Raw genomic sequence first — 20,113 nt, forward strand, 5'->3', positions numbered from 1 at the left:
GTTTTTGAAAAACATGAAAACTGACGACTTTTTTGAAAGGTATGAATAATTCAGGCAATCATGTATTGAATTTCGTCTTTCGTGTAAGTATTCGTGTCGATAAAATCGCGTTTAGTCATGTCAAAAACTCCCTTATCTTTTTATTTATTCATTTGGTTTCCCTTGATTACATGACTTATCATAGCGGACGATCGCTGGATTGGGAAGCGTTTTCAAGACTACTGTCATCAGCTAATTCAGCCTGATAATCGTTTCAAATCATGAAACATGTTTCATTAATCGCAAATGCTTATTTCTTCACATATTCAGTTTTTTCCTAGAAAATCATTAAATATGCAAAACAAAAAAGCCCGGAACAAGTAACAGTCCCGTGCTTCTCATCTCAAGTCATCATCTCATTACCGGCGACGTTTACGTCGGAAAGCGGGACGGCTACCCCGCCGTTTGCCCACGGCCTTGAGCTGTTGGTCCGTGGCGAATAACTTCTGTCCCCGTTCCGGATGCTCCCGCAAGTAGGCCTTGGTGAACTGGTCGACCGCCGCGTGGTCTTGGGTATCAATTCCCGCCCGTTGCATGGCCGTAGTCAGTTCCTCGAAGAAGGTCTCCATTTCCGGATCGTACATGGTGGTCAACGCCGTGTGGTGCGTCCGGACCCAATCCTGTAGTTCCCCAGCATACTTGAGCTGGTCCTTCAGGTAGGTGAACAACGTGGTCAACGCGAACGGAATCAGCTGGTACAGGTGCGGTTCCCGTTGGTCCTTATCCAACAAATGGGTAAAGGGTCCAAACATCACGGACGCCAACGCCTTCGCATCCCACTCGGCCGGTTGTAAGTGCCGGCCCGTAAGCAACAGCTCCGCCGTCACGTGGACGATCACGCCAAAGGCCCGCTGGTTAGCCGCACTCAGATTCTGCACCTGCGGTTGGGCCGCCATGGCTTGGACCCAGCCTTCGACTTGGGCCACTACGTCCTCGTAAGCCCGTTGCTCCTGATTGACCTTTTGCGTGGTGTGCTTCTCGACCAACTGTGGCCGCGCCGCCACTAGTTCGGCCTGAAGCGCCGGCCAGTCTTCTGCCGGCACCTGAGCCTGTATGTAGGCGCTAAGGACCGGGACCACCGCAACGAAATAGTTATGCGGACGATCAACCAACATCGGCAACGCCGTCAACGCTGCTTTCAAGCCCGTGACCGTCCAAGTCTGGTCGGTCGCGGCGACTTGCTGGTAGGCATCGTTAAAATCGGTGATGATGGTTTCTGCGTGTGCCTGTTGATTTTTCGATAACCGTCCCAAGCGCGTCGGCGTCAAGAAAGTTGCCGGCGTCCAGGGAGTCCATGTTGCGTCAGTTTGTGTCATCCTAAATTTCCCCTTATCCATAAAGTCGTGCGGCGCCTAGTCCCATTCAAGCGGCCGGCGCCGCAATATACTTCCATTATAAGCGACTTCCCAACATTTTAAAAATTCAGCCGTTCCTTAAGGCCTGCCCAAGTTTTCCGTTAGTGGTCAGCGTTTCCCAAGACAAAGCCGGCAAATTCGGTTATATTAGAGGTTCGGATACTTTTCGGAAAAGGAGAAATCGCAATTGGTCGATGAAGTTGTTATTTTAAGCGCTGTCCGCACTCCCATCGGGAAGCTGGGGCGCGCCTTACAAAGCGTTTCTGCCGTTCAACTGGGCACGCTTGCCGCCAAGGCGGCCATCCAACGCAGCGGGTTAACCGCTGACCAGATTCAACAAACCATTTTCGGCACGGTAGTTCAAGCCGGTCTGGGGCAAAACGTCGCCCGCCAAATCGAATTAAACGCCGGTCTGCCCGTCTCCAGCACCGCCATGACGGTCAACCAGGTCTGTGGGTCCAGTCTCAAGGCCATCCGGTTGAGTCAAAGCGCCATCTTGATGGGCGACGCCGACGCGGTCCTGGTCGGGGGAGCCGAAAGTATGAGCCAAGCGCCCTACCTGAGTCCCCACACCCGTTTCGGGCATAAATTCGGTGATATTCAACTGGTCGACGGACTCAGTCGCGACGGGCTCACGGACGCCTTCCACGGCTATCCTATGGGTATCACGGCGGAAAACGTCGCCGCCACCTACCACGTTACCCGCGAAGAACAGGATGCGTTCGCCCTGGCCTCCCAGCAAAAGGCCGCAGTGGCCCAAGCCGAGCACCGTTTTGCTGACGAAATCATTCCCGTCCCCGTGGGCGACACCCTGGTCAGCCGCGATGAAGGCGTGCGGCCGACCACTTCGTTAGCCAAGCTCGCTGCGTTACCCTCGGCCTTCAAACCCGACGGTACCGTGACTGCCGGAAATTCCGCCGGACTCAACGACGGGGCGGCGGCCATGGTCTTGATGCGCAAGTCAGCGGCCGAAGCGGCCCACCTGCCGTACCTGGCCACCCTGACCGGCTTTCAAGAAGTCGGCATTGATCCCGCCCTCATGGGCTACGCACCCAAGGAAGCCATCGCCCAAGTTCTCCAGAAACAACAGCTCGCCGTCTCGGATATCGACCGTTTCGAGCTGAACGAAGCCTTCGCAGCCCAATCCGTCGCCGTAACGCGGGACCTCCAGCTTCCTGCGGATAAGGTCAACGTCAACGGGGGCGCCATCGCCCTGGGACACCCCTTAGGTGCTTCCGGCACCCGCATCGTGGTCACCCTACTGCACGAACTGCGCCGAACCGGCCAACACCGGGGCTTGGCCGCGATGTGTATCGGTGGCGGCATGGGGATGGCCCTCACACTTGAGTTGCGGTAGTGCCACTTGCCGAACGGACGCCATCATTCCAGTTCCGTCCGTCACCAAAGGCTGATATAATGGGGACTAAATCCCCGGAAGGAAGTTACCGCCATGATTTCTGCAGACTTTGACGTCAAGATCAAGCTCATCATCCTAACCACCATCGCGTTGGTGGCTCTGCTGGGCATCCTAGGCTACCTGCTCCACCGCGACCACCACTTCTCCAAATACTTGGGCGGTGTGGTGGCGGTGATGGTGGTCCTGATCGCCATCCTAACGTCCTTAATCATGATTCATTCGTAATTAAAAATCGGCGACTAGTTGTTCACAACTAGCCGCCGATTTTTTGATTTAGGTTAAATTATTCAGTCGTTGTGGGGTCGTCCAGATCTCGCCGGGGAACCGGGACTAGCTGACCTACCGACAGGAGATACAGGTACTGACCCAAGACCGGATGGCCGGTCATCTGGTGTAAGGCGGTCGCGTAAAGATTGATTTGCCCGCCGTACTTATTGACTAACCGCGCCACACTGGTATCTAACCGGTCGGGGTTCACGTGGTCGGTCTTGTAATCGAAGAGGATGATGCCTTGGTCCGTCTGCAGGTACCCGTCAATGATCCCGTGGACTAGAACCTGCGAATCCTGTTCCTGAAAGTCTTGGAACAGACTCTTAGCCGGCATCAATAGCGAGAACGGCACTTCTCGCTGGACCCGGTCAGGCGCCGCCAAGAGCTGTTGCCCCAGGTCACTAGCGAAGAACCGCAACACCGTGTCCACCTGAATCTTAGCCGCAACGGCCGCCGTCAGGACTTGGTCCGTGACCAGCTGGTCGATCACCACCTGGACCCGCTCCGCCGTGGGCGTTTGGGTCAGGTCTAGTCGCTGAAGGACCAAGTGGGTCGCCGTCCCGATTTCAGTCGGCAAGGGTTCCCGCACGGTCTGTAAGAAGTCCGGTCGAGCAAAGTCATGGGTGACGAACCGCCGCCCCCGTTGCCGTCCCAATTCGGTGGGTTGGCTCTCCCCGATGCGTGCGTTGTCCGGATCCTCGAAGAGCCGTTTTGCTTCGGATACGGACTGGTAGGCCGTGGTGACCGTTGCCGCCTGGTGCGGGTACTGGAAGTCCATAATGGCTTTCAACTTGGCACCATCGACTGCGGTCGCGGGTACTTTCTGGGCCGCAGCACTAGCCTGTTTGAGCCAATCCTGGGCGGACTGCGTCACGTTGGTCGCCGGGGCAACGTCGTCTTCCGTGGCAAAGCTGACCTTAAATAACGCGGGATCCCCCGCCAGCGCACTCAATGCCGGTTGGCCATCGCGCAAGTCGCCGGCTTGAGGGGTCCGCATCAGGCACATCCCAATCCAGTCCAGGTAATTGGCCTGAGTGGACTTCTCCCGTAGCGTCGCGGGCAGTACCAGGTCGGTACTCTGGAAGGCCTGTTGCCAACTCTTCAAGGCTTCGTCCTGGGTCTTATGCGACCCCACGATGTACAGTCGCGATTCCGCCCGGGTCAACGCCACGTAGAGTTTCCGCATTTCTTCCGCCAGGCTGGCCCGGTTGATGGCTTGAGCCATCACCACTTTCTGTAGCGACGGGGCCTGAATCCGACTGGTGGTGTCCAGGTAGTCGATGCCAATCCCATCCTTACCACTCAAAACGTAAGGGCCCGTCTGATCTTGCCGGTTGAACTGCCGGGAGGCGTCCATCAGGAAGACTACCGGGAACTCCAATCCCTTACTTCCGTGGATGGTCATCACCGACACGGCATCATCGGCCGTTTGCACGGGGGCGCTCGCTAGGTCGTCGTCCCGTTCCTGGAGCCGTTCAACGAACCGCACGAACTGGAAGAGGCCCTTGAAGCTACTGTGCTCATAGCTTTGGGCGCGTTCGTACAGGGCGTGGAGGTTCGCCTGCCGCTGTTTACCGGCGGGCATCCCCCCAACGTAATCCAAGAAACCAGTCTCCTGGTAGATGCGCCAGATCAACGTGACCAACTCATTTTGTTGGGCCACGTCCCGGAAGGTCTTTAGCTGTTCCAGAAAATGGCTGATCTTTTCGTGGACCGTGTGCTGGAAATCACTGGCGTGGTCTTCACTATAGGTCTGCTCAAAGTGCAACACGGCCTGATAGTAGTCGCCCGTGCGTTGATTGATTCGCAGTAACGCCAATTCATTTTCGTTAAGCCCCACGATGGGTGACCGTAAAACGGCCACTAGTGGAATATCCTGATACGGGTTATCGATGACGCGCAATAGGGCCATCATGATCTGAATTTCCGTGGTCTTAAAGTAGTTCTGGGCATCGTTGACCATCACCGGAATCCCCAGGTGCTGTAATTCGTCGGTGATAATCAGGTTGTTCGCCCGCGTCGGCGTGAGTAAGGTGATGTCGCGATACTGCACCGGCCGCGTCTGGCCGGTCTCCCGGTCATAAATCGGCGCCTGGTCCGCGATTAATTCCTGAATCTTCTTGCCGACCATCAGGACTTCGCCCTGGTGCTTGTTATCCACTTGGAAAGTCTCATCCATGGCTTCTCCAGAGTCGGGGGTCGTCGGTCGGTCACTCAGGTAGACCATCACTTCCGCCGGGAACTGTAGGTCACTGGGATAATACCGCGCGCCGTATTTCAGCAGTGCGTCGCCCGCGTAGGCCACTTCGCCCAACTGCCGGTCCATCAACTGCTGGAAGATCAGGTTGGTAAAGTCGTCCACGTTCTTCATCGACCGAAAGTTCTCGGCCAACGTCACCAGCTCGCCCGCGTCACTGGCCCCATACCGGTCAGATTTATGCATGAACAGGGTCGGGTCGGCTTGCCGGAAACGGTAGATGGATTGTTTGACATCCCCCACCATGAACCGGTTCCCGTGGGGTTCGGGCTGGGCAATCGCCGTCAAAATGGCTTCTTGTAAGCTGTTGGTGTCTTGATACTCGTCGACCATGATTTCCTGGTACTGCTTACGTAACTGTTCGCGTACGTGTTGGGAATCCTGCCCAGGTTGGGTCAGAATCTGCAACGCCGCGTGTTCGACGTCCGCAAAGTCTAAGACGTGCCGACGCTGCTTTTCAGCCAGGTACGCGTGGCGGAAACTTTGCACCACGCTCCCTAACTCCGTCACCAATTCATGAGCTTGGCGCATGGTGGTCAGCGCATCGTCTTCGGCTTGTAAGAAGTAGGTCTTCCCTAGGGTATCCAGTTGCCTCTTCGCCGAATCACGAAAGGCCTTGAGGTCAACGTAAACCGCGTGATCCTCGTTCTTTTTAGAAATCGGCGACAACCGCCCCCAATTAAAGGCCAGGACTTCCGTACGCAAATCGTTCCAACTCCCCGTTTGGAGGATGTCCTGGAGGTTGCGCAGCTGGTCTAAACACTGGGTCAAGTACGTCATCTGCTTGGTCAACGAAGCATTCTCAGCCAGCGCCAACGCACTAGTCAGGTCGGCTTGGACCTGGTCCAGTTGGGCCGCCAATAACGGCTGTAAGCGGTCGTGGAAGAAGCTAGTTTCCGTCAGATGGGCCGCATCCAACTGGTAGGCATCCGCTAACCCGGATAACCACGCATCCGGGTCTGGGGCCGCATCCGCAAAGGTGTAGACCCGTTGAACCAGATCCGCTAACCCCTGGTCATTCCGGTCGCCCGAAAAGTTCTCCGTCAACCGGGCGAACCGTCCTTGCGGATCGTCGGCGTACAGCTCTTCTCGCAGGTCCGTCCAGACCTCGTCCCGTAATAGCGCACTTTCCGTGGTGTCCGCCAAGAGGCGAAAGACCGGGTCGTAATCAATCACGTAATAGTAGTGTTGCAACAAGTTTAAACAAAAGGCGTCCAGCGTACTGATATCGGCCACCGGTAAGAGGTTCAATTGGCGCAAGTAGAACTGTTGCTGCTGGCTGTCGCCCTGACTTGCCGCCAACGCCTTCCGTAAGGCCGTCTGAATCCGGTCACGCATCTCGGCAGCCGCCGCCTTGGTAAAGGTCACGATGAGGATCTGGTCAATCCCGGTTCCCGTCTTGAGGTGTTCGATGACCCGTTGAACCAAGACCCGGGTCTTCCCGGACCCCGCCGAAGCGGAGACCAGTAAGTCGGTTCCCCGGTCGAAGATGGCCTTTTTTTGACTTTCCGTATAGGTAAATTTACTCACGATGATCCCCCTGTTCCGCGCGCTTCTTGATGGCCGCCATCTCATCCGCGGCATTCTGTTGCCGTTCCTGTTCGATCAGCGTCATGATGTCCGCTTTCTTCAGACTGATTAAATTATGGTAATTGTTTTCTGGTAAGAGTGGGTCGAACTGCATGATCGACTTATAGGGTGAGAACTGAAGGGCCGTCCGGTTCTGTTCCCGCACCGGTGCCAGGTCCAAATGACCCTCCAAGATTTCCAGTGCGGCCGTCTTGATCAGCCGTTCCGTGTGGGCCAATAAATTGTCTAATTCGTCGGGCGTCACCAGCTTCTCTGATGAATAGCCCCCCTTGACCTTCTTCCGCAGACCCCTAAAGAGCTTAGAGTACCTGTCGGTCGCCAGCCACTCCTCGATATGGTCCAGAAAATCCGTGTCATCGAGTAGCAACCCTTGATACTGCTCCGCCTTTAACAACGCGTCCAAGGGGTCCTGATTCAGGATATCCCCCGCCTTAAGAACTGGGTTTTGCAGGTGTAGGTACACCGCGCCCGCCAGTTCCGTAGACGGCGCCTCCTGCTGATCGACCAGCTGGGACAAGTTGCGCTTAACCGCATCCAGGTAGGTCAGCATCTGCATGGCCTGCCCGTAGTAAGCGCTCTGATAGTCGAACTGGTGCTCGGAGCTCTTATAATCGACGATGCCCAAGAAGGTCTTCTCCGCCAGCTTCAACTCATCTAGCCGGTCGATTCGCCCCCGCACCAGCACTTGCCGGTGTGGCGTGGCGCTATCCGGCTGGTCCGCGTCTAAGTCAAAGACCAATGGCTGAAGCCCCTGCTGGTCCCCCAAGCCAAACTGGACTTCGGTCCGGCGCGGCCGCAATGCCGTTCGCCGGCTTTGTTCGTGGAGCGTCCGGCCCATCTGGTGCATGGTTTTGATCAATTGGTGGCGAATGTACCCCATTCGGGCGGAACTTTCCAGAATCGCAAACTGGGGATTCAGGGTGGTGTCCAGGACTTTAGCAGTCACCTCGTCAATCATGTCGTTCATCTGCTGGTCGTCCAAGTCGGCTAGGTTCAGGTGTTGCTGATTGACCAGCTTAATCAAGCCGTCCAGCGTCGCGTGGAAGAACTCCCCGGTGCTGGCGGGAGACAGTTCGAAGACGTCACGTTCCTGCAACCGTAGGCCGTACTTCAAGAAGTAGGCGTACGGATTGGCGTAGTACTCTTCCAGCTTTGAAATCGATGTGCTGATCTTCCGGCCGTACAACTGAGTCACGATATCCGGACGTAGCTGTTGCGGGACGTTGCGGTAGCTCAAACTTCCCAACAATTTATTGGTTAACTCTCCATAATTCGGGTCTTGCTGTAAGAGTGTCAAGATATACGACCAGGCTGGTGACAATGACTGGTTGCGTTCTTTACTATCGTAGCTGGCCTGAACCAGGTGCCGCAAAGTGGTCCGGCGGGTCCCGATATAGTTCCAGATGTCGTGGTCGTCGGCTGCTGGCGTCGTGGTCACCACCTGTGTCGGCAAGTGGAAGTGTTCTTGAATCCGGGAAACGTACGGCGATAACTCGACGCCGTCACTCTGGTCACTGGCCGCCGGGTAACTGAAAATAAGTTGCTCGCTGCCGCTCAAGAACGCCAGGTAGTTCAAGTAAGGTTCTCCCGCTAATTGAGTCGCCGCGTCATCACGCAGATAGGCATGGCTATCCGTTGTCTGTAACTCTTCCCCCAAGTCTTGGCGGTCACTATCCGCCAACAAGGTCGCGGGGACCTGATTATCCGGCATGGTGTCGGCGGTTGCCCCAATCAAGAAAGTCACCTTCCGGTTGTTAGCCTGTACTAACCCGCTTTCCGAGACCGACACCTGGTCCAGCGTCGAGGGAATCTGGTTAAACTTGGCGCCGGCAAACCCGGCCTGCAAAAGGGCTTCAAAGTCCGTTAGGTTAAAGGGCAGTGGTCCCAAAATGGCGTGGCACTCGTCGAGCATCTGACAGAACGTGGTCCAAGTCTGCTCCGGTTGGCCCGCTTGCATCAATTCCCCCGCATCAATGGCCTGGTCCCGCCAAGCCATCAGACGCTGAGTCACGCCGTGGTTGGCCAAGAACTGGTAGAGAATTGCCGCCGCATCCGTATAGGTCTGCGCGTGCTTCAACTGGGTAAAGAACGGCGGTAACGTCTGCTTAACGAAGTGGCGAATCTGGTTGATCTGCGCAGTAATCTGGTCATCTTGGGTGGTCTGGACACTATCGTCACCAGCCGCGAAACGCGTGTAGACCCAATCATCCTTTTGGGTCCAGCGGTGTTGACCTTGGTAACCATTCTTGAGGACCCAATTTTCAGTCAAGGCGACCGCTTGGCGATAAGCGTCGAGGGTCATGGGGTCGCCATTTTCATCTACCGGCAACAACAGCTCCGACTTCAGGACCCGGAATACGTCGGCGTAACGGTAATCCCGGCGCTGAACGTCGAACAGGGCCGTCAACAATTCCACGAAGGGGTGGTCCGCCATCTGCACGTCCGCGTCGTCAAAGTAAGGAATCGCTTGGGCGTTAAAGATCGGTGCAATCACGGTCTGATAAGCGTCCAAGTGCCGGGTAGTCACTAGAAAATCGCGGTATCGGTACTGGCCGCTGGCTACCAGTTGGCGAATCCGGGTCGCAACGTGGGCCACTTCGGCATACCGACTGGCGGCCTGGACCACCTGAATCTGCTGGGGCGTGGAGGTCACCGCCGGAAGCTGGGCACTCAGGTTGGTGCTGGCCTGCCAATATTGGTCCAATGCCAAAAGGTCGGCCGAAACACGTGGTTCCTGGGCCCGTTGATCCGTCAGAATCGGCACCTGATTGGCGCGGGCACCGGCATAGAGTTGCTGATAAAGTTTAGCCGATTGGAAGAACAAGTTGGTCGGATCTGGCAGCTCTTGCGGAGCCGCTTTATCTAGGTTCAAGGCCACCGTGACGCTGGCTGCTCGTTGAATCAAGACGGTCACCAGCTGACGTTCCTGCGCACTCAATTGGGAGAAGCCTTCCAGGTAGAAGTGGGCGTGGCTGAGGTCGACCTGGGTCAAGAAGTCGGCCAACTGGTTCAAAAGGTCGGTGTTGGCCACGTACTTTCCCGCCATCTGGGTCTCAAAGGCTTCGTAGATAATCAGAAGGTCGTGGAGCTTGGCCTGCAGGTCCGCACTACCGGGGGCCAAGCGGTCGATGGCCGTAGCTAAATCAGCCGCGGTCACCTGACCCACCCGAAATTCCGCGAGTTGGGCGGTCAACTGGCTGATAAAACCTGGTCGGGTGACTTCCCCACGGAAAATCGTGAGTTGATCGGCGTGACTTTGAATAATCTGATAGATCAACATGTTCAGCCCCGCCGGTGAGATCCGGGGCAGCTGGTAAATCGGTTCGTTCTTCATGAAGAACCAGGCTAACCGGGTAAAGGAAAACACCTGGACCTGGGACTGCGCAAATAGTGGGTCGTCCTGGGCCAATTCGCGTTTCAAATCGGTCAGGACATCCACTTCCGTCTCAAACTTAATATGGTTCGGAACCAGGTAATATCCCTGCTCCTCCGGCTGTTCGGCCAACTGCTGGGCTAGGGCCGTGACCATCGGCTTGCGGTGATCCATTCCGGCACTGCCTAAGATAAATTGTAAACTCATCTGCCACCCCTCCGTCATTTTCTCGATAGTTTTATTTTAGCATAGATGCTGGTCATCTCGAACATACGTTCACCGTAAATTGAACTTACTGGGCAAAAAATCTACCAATTTCTTTTCCGTTTGACCCGCCGCGTGCTACACTGAAAACAAGCTAAAATTAAAAAATGATGAGAGAAAGCGGGCCTTTTTACCATGGAATCCCAGGAACAACTTCAAATCTTAAAACACTTGGTCAGTCTCAACTCCGTTAACGGCAACGAAGCCGCAGTCGCTGACTACATTCAACATTTATTCGCCGACCACGGCATCGACAGTCAGGTCATCCCCTACGCCCCCGGACGCAGTAACCTGGTCGCCGAAATCGGGGACGCTAATAGCGATCACGTCTTAGCCCTCTCCGGCCACCTGGACACGGTCGCCACCGGTGATCCAGCGAACTGGCAGTTTCCACCCTTCGACGCCCATGTCGAAAACAACGTCCTTTACGGTCGGGGGAGCGCCGATATGAAGAGCGGCCTGGCCGGTATGGTAATCACCTTCATCAACCTGGCAGACGCAGGCACTCCTTTAAAGGGGCGCTTACGGTTTATCGGAACGGTGGGCGAAGAAAACGGGGCCATGGGGTCGCGGATGCTGACCCAACAAGGTCTCGCGGACGACCTCGACGGGTTAGTCATCGGTGAACCGACTGGTGGGAACCTGGTCTACGCCCACAATGGCTCACTGAACTACCACGTCTTCTGCCAAGGCAAAGGCGCCCACAGCTCCATGCCCGAAAAGGGAATCAACGCCATTACCAACTTGATCAAGTTCGTCACCGCGGAAAAGACTGCCTTCGATAACGCCCCGGTCAGTCCCGAACTGGGACCGCTGGTGCACAACGTCACCGTCTTCAAAGGTGGGGAACAAGTTAACAGTATTCCTGCCAACGCGGAACTTCAAGGGAACATCCGCCCTATTCCTGAATTCGACAACCAGGCCGTGATCGACCGCCTGCACCAGGTCGTGGACCAGTTGAATCAAGAGCCCGATGTCCACTTGACGCTGCACATCGACTACAGTTTCAAGCCAATCATCAGTGACCCGCAAGAAAAGCTCTTACAGCTGACTAAATCGATTGCCGATCAAGAATTCGATCATCCGATTCAATTACAGGTCATCCACGGAGCCACCGACGCCTCCGAATTCACCAAGTCCGCCAACCACTTCCCGGTCGCCGTTTACGGTGCCGGCGAGTGGAGTGCCGCCCATTCAACCAACGAATCCGTCGACCTGGACCAGTTCGCCCACGTCCAACGGGTCTACCAGAAGTTAGCGGAAGAATTTTTGGCCTAACTTAAGCCTATAAAAAACAGACGATCAGGATGAAGCGCCCTAGAATTCTGGGGCACTTCATTCTGACCGTCTGTTTTTGTTTCCCCAATTAGTTGCCTGTCATTGCTCAAGCGACTAGCCGTCATCGTTCATAACAATTCCAACGTCCCATGCCACTATCTTCCTATCAAAAACGCGTTACGCCAATCGCCGCAACGCATCGTTTCTATTTTAAAATTAATGTCCGACAACCCGGTAATCGCCACGGCCAAAGTACTGTAAGTCCGGTAACGCCCGCTGATTCAAGAGCTGACTGACCGTGACCAAGTGGTACCCCTTGGCCTTCAACCGGTGAATGATGGTAGGCACCGCCGCAACGGACGGCGCGTGGATATCGTGCATCAGGATGATCGACCCGTTACGCGTCGCACCCAGCACGGACTTAATATCCTTTTGGGTGTTCAGGTAAGCCCAATCCCGAGAATCCACGGACCAGCGAATGATTGGCTGCTCGATGGCCCGGCCCTCAGCCGCCGTAATATTGCCGTACGGCGGCCGGACATATTCCGGTAACTGCCCCGTGGCACGATACAGGGCCTGGTTGGTCCGGATGACCTGCTTGACGGTCTTTGCCGTCCCAATGCGGTTGAAGTCCGGATGGTTCCAAGAATGGTTCCCCAGTTCGTTGCCCCCCTTGAGGACGGCCCGACTGATCTGCGGGTACCGACTCACGCTGTTGCCGACTTCAAAGAAGGTCGCGTGCACGTGATTGCGTTTCAAAATCTTCAATAACTTAGGCGTCAGCTTCGCATCCGGCCCGTCATCAAACGTCAACGCTACCAACTTTCCCTTGGTGGTTGGTGTCCGGTTGGCCTTGGGCAAGTAGCGGTTGAGGACCTTCCCAGTCAACTGCTGATAGGGAATCGTAATGCGCTTGACCTTGAAGCTGTTCGCCAACAGGTTCATCCGCAACCCCTGCGGCGTCAACGTCGCCTTCTTGGTCATGTGGTGCGGTAATTTGACTTGGTAGACCGCCGGCACCCGCCGACTCTTGGCGTGCGTCTGCGTTAGAATCTGTTGCCGGGCCGCCTGCCGAATCCCGGCGAGCCGTTTCGGATTGCGGTTCGTGAGTTGCCCAAACGTGACCACCCGATTTGCGGTGGCCTTGGCCTGAGCGGACTGACCGCCACCTAACAGACCCAACGTGGTCACCACGGTTAAGACACTGGTCCAGACTATTCTTCGCTTCATGAAACCCCCTCCTCACGGGTATCCCCCTGACTTAAGTTAAGTGTAGCAGGTTTCCTCATGAAGGGGGTCAACGGTGCCCACCCAAGCTAAGGTTCCTGTCGCAACCGTACTTTTCAGAACCAAAATAAAAAGCAGCCCGACATCGCTGTCGACTGCTTAGTCTTGATCATCGTCCGTGTTGGCTGCTTGGTGATTCTCCGTGAGCACCGCATTGGTATACGTCTCCAAGTCCTCGAGCACCGCGGCGTCGTTGGGTTGCTGCGCCGCCATATTCTCGGCGACCGCCCAGCGGGCCAAGTCGTCGGTAATCGGCACGATGTCTTGAATGATCACCATCACGGCGTCCGCCTGGTGCTGTTCTTGAATCGTCCGAAAACTCTCGATATCCGTGATCAACCGTAATACCTTACCGGTCGCTTTCTCCACGGATTGAAAGATTACAAAATGGGACTTCTGGTTGGCCTGGTCGATGCGTTCCCGCACCGCCGCCAACTGCTGGTCATTAATGTTTAAAGCCACTGTATTCACCCCCGCTCATTAAGTGTAACAAAGTTAGCGGCCAAACGACCGCCATTTCTCCTAAAAGAAGAAAGTTTTCGCCATGGTTAACAAATTGCGAGTGACTGATAGTCATGACCGCCGTTGATCAGTAAATCGGTCGCGACCTGGACCACTGTTTCACGTGAAACAGTCCCCGCGGGAACCGGTTGACCTTCCGCAATGATCTTGGCGGGCGTGGCGGGCGTCTCCGTCAGGGTCACGGGCCGCAGAATCGTGTACGGGAACTCAGCCTCATCCACCTGTTTAGCGGCATACCGCTGCTGGTTCAGGTACTCCTTGACGTCCGAGATTCCCGGATAGGCCAACTGACCGGTCACTTCATCGTCGACCCCCGCCGTACTCAACATTACGAAGCGGGTCAACGGTAACCGTTGATGGTATTGGGCATCGAAGAGTTCTTCAAACGCCCAGTCCACATCGGGTCCCGTCAACGCGGAAAAGACGATGGGCGTATCCTGAAGCGCCGGAATGTAAGTGTCTGCCTGATGCAGGTCACCCGTCATTTCCGTGACTTGAGCAGCCAGTTCAGCGGGCAGCGTTTCGTCCGCGCCGTGCAAGAGCCGGACCGTAGCAGCCGGTTGGCGCACCAGGTTACCAGCTACGGCCTGACCGATGGCGTTAGCCCCAATAATCAAATAAGTCGTCATCACGTTTTCCTCCAATCTTTAGGTTCCAGTGTACCAGAAAGCGTCGGCTTCGCGTCATGGATTCCCGAAAAGATTTCACAAGCGTATCCCCGCTTCTCAGAATCTGGTATGATAATGGTAGCTTTTGTATTCGGTTTCATACTATTTAGGAGGGATTTCAATGTCACACGAATTAGTTACGATTGGTAAGTCCGACGTTCAAGCCACCGCCCTGGGGTTAGGAACCAACGCGGTCGGCGGGTATAACCTCTTTCCCAACCTGAAGGACGATGACGGCCTGAAGTTAGTTCAGACCGGGCTGAATCACGGTATCACCTTACTCGATACCGCCTACGTCTACGGGTTAGGTCACTCCGAAGAACTGGTCGGCCAGGCCATGCACGATTTCGACCGTCACAGCTTCGCCCTGGCCACTAAGGGCGCCCAGGACTTCTCGTCAGGCGAACAGGTCATCAACAACACGCCTGAATTCCTGACCGCCCAAGTCGAAGCCAGTCTGAAACGCCTGAATACCGATTACCTGGACATCTACTACATCCACTTCCCCGACAAGGACACCCCGAAGGCCGAAGCGGTCGGTGCCCTGCAACGCCTGCGGGAACAGGGGAAGATTCGGGCCATCGGGGTCTCTAATTTCAGCCTAGACCAGATTAAGGAAGCCAATGCTGACGGGTACGTTGACGTGGTCGAAGACGAGTTCAGTCTCCTCCACCAAGACCACGCAGTTGATATGATGCCGTACCTCAAGGACCACCACATCAGCTTCGTCCCTTACTTCCCACTGGCTTCAGGTCTGTTGACTGGGAAGTACGACCAGTCCGTGAGTTTCCCAGCTGACGACATTCGCAGTCAGATCAGCGATTTCCAGGAACCCCGGTACAGCCAAGCCCTGGCCGCCATCGACCAAGTTCGGCCAATTGCCCAGGCCCACAACGCCACGGTCGCTCAAACGGTGCTGGCTTGGTACATGCAAAACCCACTCATCAGTGTGGTCATTCCGGGAGCCAAGCGGGCCAGCCAAGTCGAGGCCAACGCGCAAGCGCTCGACGTGACCCTGACGTCGGCCGAATACCAGACCATCGACCAAGCCTTCACCAAGTTCAAAGCCGTTACCAGCGGCAAGTCCCTGGCCGATCCTGATTAACCTTAAATTTCTTTAGTCGCGGCATTGCGCCGCGGCTTTTTTAGTGCTCAGATGAATTAACGTTAAATCACGAACTTTATTATTTAACATTTTTGATAAATTCGTGATTGCTATTTTTAATGGCTATGTTATACTCTATAAGTAATGTTTAAGGATATAAACACGAACGTTCTTGATTAATGTTCGGATTCTACTAACTACTGTTTTAAGGAGTGCATGATATGCAACGCATCGCAAACTTTTTCCATTTTGACGAAAACGGCACGACCTTCAAGACCGAAATTCTGGCGGGAATCACCACCTTCGTGTCCATGGCCTACATCCTGTTCGTCAACCCCCAGGTCTTAGGGGCTTCCGGAATCAGCCAAGGGGCCGTCTTCACGGCGACCGCCTTTGCTTCCGCCTTCGGGTGTTTCTTAATGGGCATCCTGGCCAACTACCCCATCGCTATCTCGGCGAGTCTGGGGATCAACGCCTTCTTCGCCTACTCCGTGGTCATCGGGATGAAGGTCCCGTGGCAAACGGCGCTGGCCGGTGTCTTCGTGGCCTCGATCCTCTTCATGATCCTGACGGCCTTCAAGTTGCGGGAAATGGTGGTTGATGCGATTCCCCGGGACCTCAAAATGGCGATCAGTGCCGGGATCGGCCTGTTCATCGCCTTTATCGGTCTGAGCGAAGGGGGCTTGGTGGCCGCCGACAAGTCGACCATCATCACCCTAGGCTCGTTGCATACCGGGAGCACCTGGTTGACCATCTTCGGATTACTGGTCACGTTGATTCTGATGAGCGCCCGGATTCCCGGAGCCATCTTCATTGGGATGATTGCCAATTCCGCATTAGGTCTGATGACTGGCTTGATTCCCATGCCTAAGCAGATCATCGCGCCCGTTCCCAGCATCGACTCGACCTTTCTGGTTGGGCTAACTCACGCCGGGAGCATCAACTCCTTACAACTGGCCGTAGTGGTCCTGACCTTCTTACTGGTCACCTTCTTCGACACTACCGGGACCTTGGTCGGACTGGCCGAACAAGCCGGACTGGTCAAGAACAACAAGCTGCCCCGTATCGGGAAAGCGCTGATGGCTGACTCCAGTACCATGGTCGTGGGATCGCTGCTGGGGACCTCGCCAATGGGCGCCTTCGTGGAATCCTCCGCCGGAATCGCCGTTGGGGGCCGGACGGGCTTCACGGCAATTGTGACCGGGATTCTCTTCATCCTGGGTGCGTTCTTCTCCCCACTGCTTTCCGTGGTGACCAGCCAAGTAACGGCCCCCGCGCTGATCATCGTCGGGGTCTTGATGGCGCAATCCCTGAAGAACATCCACTGGGAAAAGTTCGAAGTTGCCGCTCCCGCCTTTCTGATTGTACTGGGAATGCCGTTGACTTACAGTATCTCCGACGGTATCGCCTTAGGATTCATCACCTACCCACTGACCATGATTGCCGCCAAACGCGGCAAGGAAGTCGGTCCGATGATGTACGGCCTGGCCGTGGTCTTCATCGGGTTCCTCTGGATCTTAAACGCCAACTAATTTAATCGGGTTATCAGAATCGTCTGGCCTCCGGGTCAGGCGATTTTTTGGTCTAAAAAAGGCGCTAAGCCGCAGCCCAACGCCTAATGTCACTATTTTAACCTTATAATCAGTCAGTCCCAAAGTCACCGGACGAATTACCCAATGCCGAAGAAGCCGTGCATGAACCACGCCGCACAAGCCGCCCCTACGAACGGTGCAATGCCGGGCACGATGATCCCGTAAGTCCAGTCACTGTCCGCCTTGTTCGGTAGGGGCAGTAAAGCGTGCGCAATCCGGGGACCCATGTCCCGTGCCAGGTTCATCGCGAACCCGGTCGGGCCACCCAGGCCCATCCCGATGGCCCAGACTAACAGTCCCACGCCAATCGGCACGATGCCGGGCGTCTTCACTTCAGAAATCGCCAGGATACCTGAAATGAAGATAAACGTGTCAAAGAATTCGACGAAGAAGTTCCGGGGTAAGTTCCGCACGGCTGGCGCAGTACAGAACAGGTTCCGAATCGTAATCGGTGAAATCTCATCAGCCGAGACTTTGAAGTGGTCAGCGTACATGATGTAGACGATCACGGAGCCAATGACCCCACCCAAAACTTCCGCCACGGAGTAAGGAATGAAGCTGCTCCAAGGCAGGTTACCCAATAAGCATTGGGCCAACACCATGGCCGGGTTGATGCAGACGTTGCCGAAGATGAACAACGCGATACTGATCCCGAAACCCCAAGTCGTGATGGCAAAGATATGACCGGAACCCCGGTACTTGGTGCCCTTTAAGACGGAACTACAGTGAACGCCGACCCCAAAAATGATCATCAGCGCGGTACCCATAAATTCCGCAACTAAATTATGTACTAGCAAAACGATATCCTCCTATTTCAACTTATGCCTAGGTATGCCAGCGCCGGTCGCGAGAACCAGTCCGACTGACACACGCAATTTTTTATTATACTAGAGGGTGTCGCTTATGTCTGTTACATTTTGATGAATCGGTCGCCGAGATAATTGGTATCCGGACGGCAACTTTGCTATGATGAGGTTAAGGACTTGAATGGAACCGCTTAATCATCATTCAGGTCAGACACAATTATTTTTTAACTTTTGGTCGTCGGACTGGGCTGATTTCGACCAGCTAGCAGCCCTTGGCGCCAATTACGGGAGATGTGGCAAATGATGAATCCAACTGAAGTTATCCATCGGGGCTGGAATCGACGCGTCGTTACGGGGAAGACCCTCGCGGAGTGTGACGACCGTCTCGCCAAATATTTAAACGAACAAGACTACGGGTCCGGTGAGTTCGTGGTACTCCACGAAAACGACGGCTCCAACCAAAATACGGGTTATGACTTACCGGAAGGCGAACCTTGCTATATCAGCTTCTTGATCTACAATAGCCGCCTTTAACCTGGACCTAAAAAAGACTGGGAAGATTTCCCAGTCTTTTTTAGTGCGTTCGACTACGGCCCCTTACCAAAACCGCAGTGGACACGTTTTAATCGTGGAATACCAACGCACAGCCCAGCATCACGGCCATGGTTACCACGGCACCCAATAAAGTGCCCACAATCAGACTCACCACGCTAGGCCAGTGCCACCGTAAGAATCGAAGCGTCAAATAATCCGCCAGCGGGAAGAACCACACCCCCAAGAGGCCGTAGCCCCAGGCCGTAGCCCCAGGTCGTCGCCCGGGTCGTGATCAACCCAATTCCTAGAATCAGGACCACGATCAGTCCCAGTCCAAACCAGTGTAACCGTCGCGGCGAATACTCGTCGGCCCAGCGCCGAAAACTTGCTGCGCCTTCTCGCCAAGGATGCCATAACTCATGCCACATCTCACTCGCTCCCCCAATTCACACTCAATTATTTTGGGACCGGCGTATTCGGCGCCGGTAGACCAACTCGTCCAGTAACACTAACCAGTGGCTGGCAACTAGAAATGCTGTAGCCCGCCAGAGCACCGCACCGAGTCCCATTAACCGCCCCGGTAAGCTGCCAAAAAGGCCTAACATGATCACATCACCCATCAAACACAAGACCAGTTCCCAAGCGGGACTCTCGCGGCCGTGCCACACTGCCGACCAGCTTGGGCGCAAGGTCCAACACAGTATCGACGTCAGACCCAACCCCAGGAACCAAATCAGTCGGATCGGCCAAGTGAAGGCCAGCCCCCACACAAAGAACAGGAACAAGACACCGTAGCCGCCCAGTAGACTATACCGAACCAGCGGCCGTTGCCAAATTGCTTTCACGCTAATTTCCTCCTCGTTTTCTCCCTTTAGGGTACCAAATCCGCCCCACCTTCTTCAACCTCACGCCGTTAACCCGGGAAATAACCACCGGGTGGCGCACCAGATTTCCCGGGTTATGTTTCCCCCAGGACGGTTAACCAACAAGCCCCACTAGCACCGAATCACGGACTAGTGGGGCCTTCATTTATTTAGTAATCCGCTTGTCGTGCGGTAACGATGGCCGTCACGGCCGCCGTAATCCCGCGCACCGCGTCCGCTAACGCCATGCTGGGAACGCCGGGGCGATCAACCACCTGGCTGGGTAAGAACGGAATGTGCATGAATCCCGCCCATAACCCGGGAAATTCGTGGGCCCGCTGGTACTGAGCCTGGTACATCAAGTGGTTACAGACAAAGGTTCCCGCCGTGGTCGAGAGCTGACTGGGCAACCCCGCCGCACGAATCGCCGCCACCATGGCCTTGACCGGCAACTGGGTGAAGTAAGCCGCAGGGCCATCCGCTTGGACGGGTTGGTCACAGGGCTGTTGTCCCTGATTGTCCGGAATCCGGGCATCGTTACGGTTAATCGCCACCAACTCCGGGGTCAACCCTGCGCGGCCCCCGGCTTGGCCAATAGCTAAGACCACGTCCGGGCGGTGGTCCAGAATCGCTTGATGCAATACTTGAGCCGACTGGTCAAAAACCGTGGGAACTTGCGCCGTGACAATCTGGGCCCCCGCAATCGTCGCCGGTAACCGGCGGACAGCTTCCCAGGCCGGATTGACCGTCGCGTGGTCAAAAGGATCAAAACCCGTCACTAAAATTTTCGTGATCACCATCTCCGTTCGTTATCCTCGATTATACCCGTCCCCTCACCGTAAACAAGCGACGGGTAACGTAAACCATCCTTGAGTCCATCATGTTGAGCCCAT

16 protein-coding genes are annotated in these 20,113 nt (G+C 55.4%); 6 read left to right on the forward strand and 10 right to left on the reverse strand.

What is annotated here, in order from left to right:
• Positions 1-398: 398 nt before the first annotated feature.
• Positions 399-1,355: a hypothetical protein gene (locus FD30_RS00425; protein WP_056943454.1), complete on the reverse strand. Its 957-nt coding sequence runs from the start codon at positions 1,353-1,355 to the stop codon at positions 399-401.
• Positions 1,356-1,581: 226 nt separating this feature from the next.
• On the opposite strand from FD30_RS00425, the gene FD30_RS00430 reads away from it, so the two are divergent.
• The gene (locus FD30_RS00430) at positions 1,582-2,751 is read left to right on the forward strand and encodes an acetyl-CoA C-acetyltransferase (RefSeq protein ID WP_056943455.1); all 1,170 of its coding nucleotides are present in this window, start codon (positions 1,582-1,584) and stop codon (positions 2,749-2,751) included.
• Positions 2,752-2,844: 93 nt separating this feature from the next.
• Positions 2,845-3,036 (forward strand): hypothetical protein, encoded by a 192-nt coding sequence (locus tag FD30_RS00435; protein ID WP_056943456.1) that lies wholly within the window; start codon positions 2,845-2,847, stop codon positions 3,034-3,036.
• Positions 3,037-3,094: 58 nt separating this feature from the next.
• On the opposite strand, the gene addA is transcribed toward FD30_RS00435, so the two are convergent.
• Both addA and FD30_RS00445 read right to left on the reverse strand, forming a co-directional pair.
• On the reverse strand, positions 3,095-6,868 hold the full coding sequence (addA, locus tag FD30_RS00440; protein WP_307724578.1) for a helicase-exonuclease AddAB subunit AddA: 3,774 nt from the start codon (positions 6,866-6,868) through the stop codon (positions 3,095-3,097).
• Positions 6,861-10,508 (reverse strand): PD-(D/E)XK nuclease family protein, encoded by a 3,648-nt coding sequence (locus FD30_RS00445; protein WP_056943457.1) that lies wholly within the window; start codon positions 10,506-10,508, stop codon positions 6,861-6,863. The genes addA and FD30_RS00445 overlap by 8 nt, the downstream gene beginning before the upstream one ends.
• 192 nt (positions 10,509-10,700) lie before the next feature.
• On the opposite strand from FD30_RS00445, the gene FD30_RS00450 reads away from it, so the two are divergent.
• Positions 10,701-11,843 carry an ArgE/DapE family deacylase gene (locus FD30_RS00450; protein ID WP_056943458.1) on the forward strand — a complete coding sequence of 381 codons (1,143 nt, stop codon included), beginning with the start codon at positions 10,701-10,703 and terminating at the stop codon, positions 11,841-11,843.
• Positions 11,844-12,059: 216 nt separating this feature from the next.
• Here FD30_RS00450 and FD30_RS00455 read toward each other — a convergent pair whose 3' ends face one another.
• From FD30_RS00455 to FD30_RS00465, 3 genes are all read right to left on the reverse strand, one after another.
• Positions 12,060-13,073: a polysaccharide deacetylase family protein gene (locus FD30_RS00455; protein ID WP_082604756.1), complete on the reverse strand. Its 1,014-nt coding sequence runs from the start codon at positions 13,071-13,073 to the stop codon at positions 12,060-12,062.
• Positions 13,074-13,229: 156 nt separating this feature from the next.
• Positions 13,230-13,592 carry a hypothetical protein gene (locus FD30_RS00460; RefSeq protein WP_056943459.1) on the reverse strand — a complete coding sequence of 121 codons (363 nt, stop codon included), beginning with the start codon at positions 13,590-13,592 and terminating at the stop codon, positions 13,230-13,232.
• An 86-nt stretch (positions 13,593-13,678) separates the two neighbouring features.
• Positions 13,679-14,281 carry an SDR family oxidoreductase gene (locus tag FD30_RS00465; protein ID WP_056943460.1) on the reverse strand — a complete coding sequence of 201 codons (603 nt, stop codon included), beginning with the start codon at positions 14,279-14,281 and terminating at the stop codon, positions 13,679-13,681.
• Positions 14,282-14,441: 160 nt separating this feature from the next.
• On the opposite strand from FD30_RS00465, the gene FD30_RS00470 reads away from it, so the two are divergent.
• Positions 14,442-15,425 (forward strand): aldo/keto reductase, encoded by a 984-nt coding sequence (locus FD30_RS00470; RefSeq protein ID WP_056943461.1) that lies wholly within the window; start codon positions 14,442-14,444, stop codon positions 15,423-15,425.
• Positions 15,426-15,646: 221 nt separating this feature from the next.
• The gene (locus FD30_RS00475) at positions 15,647-16,957 is read left to right on the forward strand and encodes an NCS2 family permease (protein WP_024748012.1); all 1,311 of its coding nucleotides are present in this window, start codon (positions 15,647-15,649) and stop codon (positions 16,955-16,957) included.
• A 137-nt stretch (positions 16,958-17,094) separates the two neighbouring features.
• Here the strand turns inward: FD30_RS00475 and larD are convergent, their stop codons facing one another.
• Complete coding sequence (gene larD / locus FD30_RS00480; protein ID WP_225426477.1) at positions 17,095-17,814, reverse strand: D/L-lactic acid transporter LarD; 720 nt, start codon at positions 17,812-17,814, stop codon at positions 17,095-17,097.
• 309 nt (positions 17,815-18,123) lie between these two features.
• Here larD and FD30_RS00485 point away from each other — a divergent pair, with 309 nt between their 5' ends.
• Positions 18,124-18,357 (forward strand): hypothetical protein, encoded by a 234-nt coding sequence (locus FD30_RS00485; protein WP_024748014.1) that lies wholly within the window; start codon positions 18,124-18,126, stop codon positions 18,355-18,357.
• A gap of 176 nt (positions 18,358-18,533) precedes the next feature.
• Here FD30_RS00485 and FD30_RS00490 read toward each other — a convergent pair whose 3' ends face one another.
• The 3 genes from FD30_RS00490 to pcp all read right to left on the reverse strand — a co-directional run bounded on the left by FD30_RS00490 (position 18,534) and on the right by pcp (position 20,014).
• Positions 18,534-18,785 carry a hypothetical protein gene (locus FD30_RS00490; protein WP_056943462.1) on the reverse strand — a complete coding sequence of 84 codons (252 nt, stop codon included), beginning with the start codon at positions 18,783-18,785 and terminating at the stop codon, positions 18,534-18,536.
• 24 nt (positions 18,786-18,809) lie between these two features.
• A complete protein-coding gene (locus tag FD30_RS00495) occupies positions 18,810-19,202 on the reverse strand; it encodes a hypothetical protein (RefSeq protein WP_056943463.1) in 393 nt (130 codons plus the stop codon).
• Between the two features lie 188 nt (positions 19,203-19,390).
• Positions 19,391-20,014, reverse strand: a complete 624-nt coding sequence (pcp, locus tag FD30_RS00500) for a pyroglutamyl-peptidase I (protein ID WP_235803236.1) — start codon at positions 20,012-20,014, stop codon at positions 19,391-19,393.
• Positions 20,015-20,113 lie beyond the last annotated feature (99 nt).

Origin of the sequence: Levilactobacillus namurensis DSM 19117, from assembly GCF_001434785.1 — a bacterium.
Taxonomy (GTDB): domain Bacteria; phylum Bacillota; class Bacilli; order Lactobacillales; family Lactobacillaceae; genus Levilactobacillus; species Levilactobacillus namurensis.